This window comes from Synechococcus sp. R3-13 (assembly GCF_047462195.1).
Taxonomy (GTDB): Bacteria; Cyanobacteriota; Cyanobacteriia; order Thermostichales; family Thermostichaceae; genus Thermostichus.
Genome location: NZ_JANSIO010000105.1, coordinates 1 through 2658, shown reverse-complemented (window position 1 = coordinate 2658; position 2658 = coordinate 1). Strand labels below are relative to the sequence as shown.

3 protein-coding genes are annotated in these 2658 nt (G+C 59.8%); 2 read left to right on the top strand and 1 reads right to left on the bottom strand.

The window, feature by feature from the left end:
• Window positions 1-339: glycosyltransferase (locus NW856_RS03570; protein WP_414399121.1), on the top strand; the 339-nt coding region annotated here is incomplete at its 5' end.
• On the opposite strand, the gene NW856_RS03565 is transcribed toward NW856_RS03570, so the two are convergent.
• Window positions 333-1940 carry a hypothetical protein gene (locus tag NW856_RS03565; RefSeq protein WP_414399119.1) on the bottom strand — a complete coding sequence of 536 codons (1608 nt, stop codon included), beginning with the start codon at window positions 1938-1940 and terminating at the stop codon, window positions 333-335. The two genes, NW856_RS03570 and NW856_RS03565, sit on opposite strands and share 7 nt — an antisense overlap.
• Before the next feature lie 156 nt (window positions 1941-2096).
• On the opposite strand from NW856_RS03565, the gene NW856_RS03560 reads away from it, so the two are divergent.
• Complete coding sequence (locus NW856_RS03560; protein WP_414399118.1) at window positions 2097-2525, top strand: hypothetical protein; 429 nt, start codon at window positions 2097-2099, stop codon at window positions 2523-2525.
• The last annotated feature ends 133 nt before the right edge of the window (window positions 2526-2658 follow it).

Below are 2658 nucleotides of genomic sequence, written 5' to 3'. Positions count from 1 at the left end.
CGGCTGCTGCTGTTCCCCTGGGAGGAGGATTTTGGCCTAGTGGCAGTGGAGGCCCAGGCCTGCGGCCGCCCCGTGGTTGCCCTCAACCGGGGAGGTGCCCAAGAGACGGTCATCCACGGCCAAACCGGCATCCTCATTCCCGAGGCCAGTGTGGAAGCGCTGGTGGAAGGGCTGCGGCAGGCGGATCGACAGGAATGGGATCCGCAGCGGATTCGGGCCCATGCTCTGCAATTTGCCCCAGAGCGGTTTCATGCCCAGCTGGGAGCCCTGTTGCGCTGGGCTTGGCCTCGTTTTCAAGCTGGAGAACGGTTGGATCCCCGAGAATGGAGCCCTCAGTAGGGCCGCCGCTGCACAAAAGCCGGCAACTCAATCCGGCTACGACCGCCCGTTTCCGTCCCTGCCTGTGAAGCGGCCAAAGCGGAGCGTTTCAGGAGCTTTTCCGCCCGTTCGCGCCAGCGGTGTGGAGCACTTTCTTCCCGCTCTTCCAAAGTGAGCGGCGGGATCCCTGTGGTGGGTGTTCTCCAGGTGGTGGCCGGGGAAGGAGCAGACTCGTCAGCCGCGGCAGGAATCCGTTCCTGGGCCCGATGATTCGACCTGGGCTCGACAACCGCTGGCTGAGAGGAAGCGGAGGCCGACTGACGCAGTGTGGCCAGTTGCTCTTCCAGTTCTTGATTGCGCTGCTGCAGCAGGGCCACTTCCTTTTCTTGGGTTTGCGCGTAGGCGTGGGCCTGCACACACTCGGTTTTCAAAGCCATCACCTGCTCCTGCAACTTCTCGATTTGCTTTTGGCTGACCAGATGATGGGCCTCGGCCAGTTCTCGCCCCCGCCGGGCTGCTTCCAGGCTTTCTCGGGTGTCCTGCACCTGCTGCTGAACTTCCTGCCACTGGGCAAGGGTGGGACGCTGGGCCAACTCTTGCATGAGCTGATCCCGCTCGGCTCGCAAAGCACCAAGCTCGCGGGTCAAAGCCTGCACCTGCTCCTCCAGGGCAAGGATTCGCTGCGCCTGTGAGGACTCTGTTTCCCTGAGGTGAGCGGCCTGGGCTGCTTCCGCTTCCAGCTTGGCAATCTGTTGGGCTTGCTCGGCCTGCTGCCGCTGACTCTGCTGCAGCTCTTCCAGCAAGGTGGCCCGCTCGGCCTTGGCAAAAGAGGCTTGTTGGCGCAGATGATCCAGCTCCGCCTGCAAGTGTGCCCATTGCTCTGGGGTAGGGCGCTCTTCCAATTCGCGAATACGTTGCCGGGCGGTGTTCAGGTCAGCTTCCATGTGTGCCTTTTCGGTTTCCAGATGGGTCTTCAAACGCTGCCATTCGGCTTCCGCTTGGCGGTGGGCAGCCTCTAGCTCCGCCCGTAGGGTTTCCAGTTCTTGTGCAGAAGGTCGAGCAGCCAACTCTTGGATTTGCGCTTGCAATTGTGCTTTTTCCTCCTCTAGCTGCTGTACACGGAGCTGCAGTTGGGCTTGCAAAAGCTGCACCTGCGGCAACTTGACGGCATATTCTCCCAATTGGTTGGCCTGCTGTTTCAGCTCCAGGAGCTCCTGCTGCAGTTGGTAAAATCGGGCCGGATCGACGCGCCGCTGCAATTCCGCCTTGAGGGTTTCAATTTCCGTCTGACTGGTTTGCAACTGCTGCTGCAGAATGTGGTAGTGCTCCAGCGTTGGACGGCGCTCCATTTCCCACAGGAGATTCTGCAGTTCTTCGATGTGCTGTTGCTGAAGCTGAAAAGCCTCTGGGGTAGGGCGCTGGGCCAGCCGCGCTTTCTCCTCTTGACACGCTTGCAAAGCTTGATCCCGCTCTTGAATCTGGGCCTGTGCTTCCAGCAGTTGATGTTCCAGGCGATGGATGCACTCAATCTGCTGCAATGACAGCGCTTCCGATTCGGCGAGGGATCGCTCTAGGTTGCGCACCCGCGCCCGCAAGGCTTTTAGCTCCTCTTCCCCTTCCATATCCAGGCTGCTCGACAGGTTATGGGCCTTACTGTAGCAGATGGTCTGGATGAAAATCTAGCTCGCCACTATCTGTAGTGTAAATTTTTAGCTTTTCCCAGAACCAACACTAACTCTGTTGCCCCCGCCCTCTATACTGAGAAGGTGAGTTTTCAGATGAACCCTGTGATGAAGCTGGGATCCAAACCTTGGGGATGGGTGCTGGGCCTGCTGGGCGTGGCCTTGGTCGGTTGTGGTGCCGATGCGCTGACGGCCAGTACTCCGCTGCCGCCTTTGATCACCAGCAGCGATATCCCTTCTGTGGTGAATCGGAACGGCTTTTTGGAGCTGGGGGTCTCGGTATCGGTGCCGGGGCGGATCCCGGCGGAGCTGGCGTTTCAGGTGTCGTGGTCAGGGATCGAGGTGCAGACGCTATCGGCAGCCCAGGTGAATTGTGTGTCTGGAGAGGTGTTCTGTACAACCCGCTTCCGCATTCGCCCTCCCCTAAGCTTGGTGCCCGGCTCCTACCTGCTCAGCTTGCGGGTCTTCGACCGGTTGGGTCAAAGCGCTGTGGTGACCGGGACGGTGCTGCTCAGGGATCCCTGAGGTCGCCCTATCCTTGCCCAGCCTTGAGAAAGCGGTGCGGTTCCCGTTCCCATAAGCATTGCGTAGCAGTAGGTAGCAGTATGAGGTGCCGTAGGCATAGCACCTGATACATTTACGCTGAACACTGCTGAAC